Origin of the sequence: Nostoc sp. (assembly GCF_036919495.1) — a bacterium.
Classification (GTDB): domain Bacteria; phylum Cyanobacteriota; class Cyanobacteriia; order Cyanobacteriales; family Nostocaceae; genus Nostoc.
Genome location: NZ_JBALBZ010000106.1, coordinates 1 through 4,781, shown reverse-complemented (window position 1 = coordinate 4,781; position 4,781 = coordinate 1). Strand labels below are relative to the sequence as shown.

Sequence of the window (4,781 nt, the reverse complement as noted above, 5' to 3'; positions counted from 1 at the left end):
AAATAATTATGACGACATTTCAGAAACCTCCAATACTGCAAAATTTGCAATTTGAAGACGATCGCACAGGGTTAAGTATAGAAACCCTCAAACGGGCGCTTGCTGATAATCTTTTTTACATTCAGGGTAAGTTTCCGGCTGCGGCCACGCCCAATGATTATTACATGGCTTTGGCTTACACAGTACGCGATCGCATTTTACAACGCTGGTTCAACACCACCGAAATTTATACGAAAAAAGGTGTCAAAGTTGTCTGTTATCTATCAGCAGAATTCCTCTTGGGGCCGCACTTGAGTAACAACTTAATCAACTTGGGAATTTACCACCAAGTGCGCCAAGCAGTTGAGGAATCTGGGTTAGACTTTGTACAATTGCGCGAAATTGAAGAGGAACCAGGCTTAGGCAATGGGGGATTAGGTCGTCTCGCCGCCTGTTATATGGATTCCCTTTCAAGTTTAGAAATCCCTGCCATTGGTTATGGAATTCGCTACGAATTTGGGATCTTTGACCAAGAAATTCGGGATGGTTGGCAAGTTGAAATCACTGATAAATGGCTGCGTTTAGGCAATCCTTGGGAAATTCCTCGTCCAGAGGAAACCATAGATGTCAAGTTCGGCGGTTACACTGAAGCCTATAACGATGAAAAGGGTCACTATCGGGTACGTTGGATTCCCCATAATGTTGTTAAAGGTGTTCCCTATGATACACCCATACTCGGTTATAAAGTCAACACTGCCAATACCTTACGCCTATGGAAAGCTGAAGCTCCTGAATCCTTTGAATTTCAGGTATTTAATGTCGGTGACTACTACGGTGCAGTGAATAAAAAGGTGGTTTCAGAAAATATTACTAAAGTTCTCTATCCGAATGATGAGTTGATTCAAGGTAAGGAACTGCGCTTAGAACAACAATATTTTTTCGTGTCTTGTTCTTTGCAAGATATGATCCGTCTTCACTTGCGAAAAGAAGAGAGCTTAAATAACTTTCACCAGTCTTATGCTGTGCAACTCAATGACACCCACCCATCCATCGGTGTTGCTGAATTGATGCGATTATTGGTGGATGAACATCAGCTAGATTGGGATCAGGCTTGGCAAATCACCCAAAACACCTTCGGCTACACTAACCATACCCTGTTGCCAGAAGCTTTAGAAAAGTGGCCTTTAAGCTTATTTAATAGTTTACTGCCCAGGCATTTACAAATTATTTATGAAATCAATCAGCGTTTTCTTGGTCAAGTTCGCGCTAAGTATCCTGATGATGGCGATCGCCTAGCGCGGCTATCATTGATTGATGAGAGTGGTGAAAAGTATGTCCGCATGGCAAACCTAGCAAGTGTTGGCTCTCATGCGATTAATGGTGTCGCCGCCTTACATACAGAGTTACTTAAGCGTGATGTTCTCCGCGATTTTTACGAATTTTGCCCTGAGAAGTTTAGCAATCAAGCACGATCCCAGCATTGAAATTACACCTCGCACATTTATTTTTGGTGGGAAAGCTGCTCCTGGCTACTTTATGGCGAAACTGATTATTAAATTAATCAACGCCGTTGGTGATGTTGTGAATAACGATCCTGATGTGCGCGATCGCTTGAAAGTAATATTCTTACCAGATTACAATGTGAGATTTGGTCAACGAGTTTATCCGGCCGCCGATCTTTCCGAACAAATCTCCACTGCTGGTAAAGAAGCTTCTGGTACTGGCAATATGAAATTTGCCATGAATGGAGCGTTGACTATTGGCACATTTGATGGCGCTAATATCGAAATCCGCCAAGAAGTGGGAAATGAAAACTTCTTTTTGTTTGGATTAACAACTGAAGAAGTGTATGATTTAAAATCCAAAGGTTATAATCCTTGGGATTATTACCATAACAATCCTCAACTCAAAGAAGCGATCGACCTGATCAACTCCGGATTTTTCTCTCATGGTGATACTAATCTGTTCCGTCCATTAGTAGACTCGCTATTGCACCAAGACCAGTATATGCTGTTTGCAGATTACCAGTCCTATCTTGACTCTCAAGACCAGGTTAATCAAGCTTACCGTGACCCGGAACACTGGACGCGGATGTCAATTCTCAATACAGCACGGATGGGCAAATTCTCTTCTGACCGAGCCATCCAAGAATATTGTCAAGAAATTTGGAATACGGGACCAGTAAAGATTGAACTAGCAGAATATGTTCAAGCCAAGGCTGGTTTAAAAGTGTAGGTAAAATAATTCGTAATTCGTAATTACGAATTACGAATTAGTTAAGTTTGAGTCAATCAAGTTCGTTTTGTAGTTGTGCTTTAGCGCTAAAGCACCAACTACAAACAAAATTATGTGGATGCATCCCGATTTGGCAGATTTATTTGTAGTGGGAACGCGAGAGCGTGTCCGTTGACGCAGCCTCCCGCAGGGAAGGACAAACGTAATTAGTCAGTGCAATAAGAAACATTAAATGAGAATGGACAAAAAACTGACAGGGACTGTATTATCAGGAACATGGCAATTAATGACCAACTACTACCCACCCTAATAAATGCCCCTGACTTTGAACCAGAGCAGATGGGGGCAAGTTTTTGGTATGAAGCCTACCTGAAACAGAAGCAAGAAAATGTTGAGCTAGAAGCCAAACTGGGCCTCTTAGAGAAAGAGTTGGAGCAGCTCAAAGAAAAGTTAAACAAGCTCAATCTCAGGAGCAGTGAGAATAGCTCCCAACCGCCCTCCCAAGATGGGTACAAGAAGAAAAATAAAGGATTTGAGACAAAAGTCAAGAAGAAGGACAAACATCTTGCTTGCTGTCATTTTTTTTATCATTGGTATCTATGATGAATTTATTTCAATCTAATCAGTTAGAGTTTGCTTGGTGGGTAGAAATTAACACCAATATTCCGCGCTGTATTTATTACTTTGGCCCTTTTGATAGTGAAAAAGAGGCACAACTTTATAAAAGTGGCTACGTTGAAGACTTATATCAGGAAGAAGCCAGGGATATCGTTGCACTAGTCAAACAATGTCAGCCTGATGTCCTGACGATTTTTCAGGAGAAACTAGAAGTCTTACCAAGTATGTGCGATTAACCTAAGAAGAGGAATTTTAAAAATGTTTCATAAAATCTTGGTAGCAATCAATGATACTGAAATTGGTCAGCAGGTGTTTAAAGAAACCTTGTCTTTAGCAACAGCAACTAATGCTGAGTTGTCTTTTGCTACATATCATCTCACCTGTCGAGGATGGAGAACTAAATCTTTTCAGCCTACAAACAGATAGTATTTATGGAAGTTTTCATACTCATGGTGTGGAATACTATGTCAGGGAATGGGAAGCTTTAAAGAAACATGGAATTGAGTTTTTGACATTCCCCGACAACTTCTGCGAAGTCGGGGATCTGACCACCCTCAGTTACTAAAGTGCCTACTAGAGGCAAAATTATCTAGCCAGGATTATTTTATGAGCTTGAATTTATATTTTCTCCGTCATGGAGAAACAATTTATAGCCAGACAGGGGGATATTGCGGCGAGTTAGATCCTGAATTAACTCCAGTAGGTGTAGAGATGGCGGAAGCATTTGCTGCTGCTTATTGCTCTCTACCTTGGATGGCTGTTTTTGTCAGCCCGATGAAGCGGACTATTGCTACGGCAAAGCCATTATGTGATAGTGTAGGCATAGAAATGCAACTTCGGGACGGACTTAGAGAAATTAGCTATGGGAAGTGGGAAGATCAAACAGTAGAGTTTGTTAAACAAAACTACCAGGATGATTATCTTCGCTGGTTAACCGAACCCGCTTGGAACGCGCCCACAGGGGGAGAAACGGCTGTACAGGTTGCTAGCCGAGCTTCCATAGTGATTGCAGAGATTGAAAAAAATTATTCAACTGGTAATGTTTTGGTAGTTGCCCACAAAGCAACACTCCGAATTGTACTTTGTAGTCTGTTAGGTATCGATCTAGGGCGTTACCGCGATCGCATTAATACGCTTGTGGCTTCAGTCAGTATTGTCAAATTTGATATTCATGGCCCCTTACTGCAAGTATTGGGCGATCGCTACCATCTACCAGAACATCTGCGGAATTTACCAGGCACTTAGTACAATATTTCATTAATACGAGCGCGAATTCTCTGCGTACCTTTGCGCCCCTGGAGCGTTTAAATTTCAACCCTCAATTCGCTACAATTTTACGCAAAGCTTTACTTAGTCCATATAGAGCGGCCAATAAAATCAATGCTAAACAATTTGACAGTTAATAACACTAGCATAGTAAATGATACTGACACCGTTTTACGCACAGAAAACCTCAACGTTTATTACGGGAAGTTTCTAGCGTTGCGGAATATTTGGCTAAATATTCCCAAAAATCAGGTTACAGCTTTTATCGGCCCTTCTGGTTGTGGCAAAAGTACATTACTGCGATGCTATAACCGTCTTAACGACCTGATTGAGTCATCTCGAGTCGAAGGTAAAGTTTATTTTTACGATAAAAATTTGTATGCACCAGAAATTGATGCTGTAGAGGTGCGTCGTCGAATTGGGATGGTTTTTCAAAAAGCAAACCCGTTTCCTAAATCTATTTATGACAATGTTGCTTTTGGAGCCAGAGTTTGCGGCTACAAAGATAACATGGATGAATTGGTAGAACGGAGTCTACGCCGATCGGCTTTGTGGGATGAAGTCAAAGACAAACTGCGACAAAGTGGTTTAGCCTTATCTGGTGGTCAACAACAACGGTTGTGTATTGCGCGAGCGATCGCTGGGCAACCAGAAGTTATACTTATGGATGAACCTTGTTCCGC

At 41.5% G+C, this 4,781-nt stretch carries 5 protein-coding genes and 1 pseudogene; all 6 read left to right on the top strand.

The features are described 5' to 3' along the window. Nucleotides 1-8 precede the first annotated feature (8 nt). Nucleotides 9-2,214 (top strand): annotated as a pseudogene (locus tag V7K25_RS15190) (glycogen/starch/alpha-glucan phosphorylase). A 276-nt stretch (nt 2,215-2,490) separates the two neighbouring features. Next, nucleotides 2,491-2,817 (top strand): DUF6444 domain-containing protein, encoded by a 327-nt coding sequence (locus V7K25_RS15185; protein WP_335159235.1) that lies wholly within the window; start codon nt 2,491-2,493, stop codon nt 2,815-2,817. Beyond that, a complete protein-coding gene (locus V7K25_RS15180; protein ID WP_335159233.1) occupies nt 2,814-3,068 on the top strand; it encodes a DUF1816 domain-containing protein in 255 nt (84 codons plus the stop codon). Before V7K25_RS15185 ends, V7K25_RS15180 begins: the two co-directional genes overlap by 4 nt. Nucleotides 3,069-3,090: 22 nt before the next feature. Further along, entirely contained in the window at nt 3,091-3,258 is a 168-nt protein-coding gene (locus V7K25_RS15175) for a hypothetical protein (RefSeq protein WP_335159231.1), read from the top strand. A 180-nt stretch (nt 3,259-3,438) separates the two neighbouring features. Continuing rightward, nucleotides 3,439-4,077, top strand: coding sequence for a histidine phosphatase family protein (locus V7K25_RS15170; protein WP_335159229.1), 639 nt, complete (start codon nt 3,439-3,441; stop codon nt 4,075-4,077). Nucleotides 4,078-4,212: 135 nt separating this feature from the next. Next, nucleotides 4,213-4,781: ATP-binding cassette domain-containing protein (locus tag V7K25_RS15165; RefSeq protein WP_335159227.1), on the top strand; the 569-nt coding region annotated here is incomplete at its 3' end.

Excerpts from the sequence above, each read along its gene's own strand:
- V7K25_RS15185 (WP_335159235.1), top strand. The coding sequence starts at position 2,491 with ATGGCAATTAATGACCAACTACTACCCACCCTAATAAATGCCCCTGAC.
- V7K25_RS15180 (WP_335159233.1), top strand. The coding sequence starts at position 2,814 with ATGATGAATTTATTTCAATCTAATCAGTTAGAGTTTGCTTGGTGGGTA.
- V7K25_RS15175 (WP_335159231.1), top strand. The coding sequence starts at position 3,091 with ATGTTTCATAAAATCTTGGTAGCAATCAATGATACTGAAATTGGTCAG.
- V7K25_RS15170 (WP_335159229.1), top strand. The coding sequence starts at position 3,439 with ATGAGCTTGAATTTATATTTTCTCCGTCATGGAGAAACAATTTATAGC.